This is a genomic window from Seonamhaeicola marinus (assembly GCF_008085455.1).
The window spans coordinates 1-242 of sequence record NZ_VSDQ01000826.1; the positions used below are offsets into that span (position 1 = coordinate 1).

1 protein-coding gene is annotated in these 242 nt (G+C 26.0%); it reads right to left on the reverse strand.

What is annotated here, in order from left to right; genetic code table 11:
* A partial coding sequence (locus tag FUA24_RS25355) for a hypothetical protein (RefSeq protein ID WP_187388384.1) occupies window positions 1–242 on the reverse strand: 242 nt, incomplete at both ends.

A 242-nucleotide genomic window follows, 5' to 3' on the forward strand; every position in this document is an offset into this window, starting at 1 on the left:
CATCAAAATCAAATATGGTAACTTCACGATAAGTTTCAACTTCTTTTTTATTGTTACTTAAAGCATCTTTGGTAGCAATATTATCAATAGAATTTAAAACAATAGCTTGGTTTTCGCCTTCGTAAATTATACCAAATTCAATAATATCTTTAAGTAAGTTAGCAGATGCGTATGTGGAGTCTTTTTTGTTGTATTTTGTTAAATTAGTTTCAAAAGTTTTAAAATCATTAAAAGTAACACTC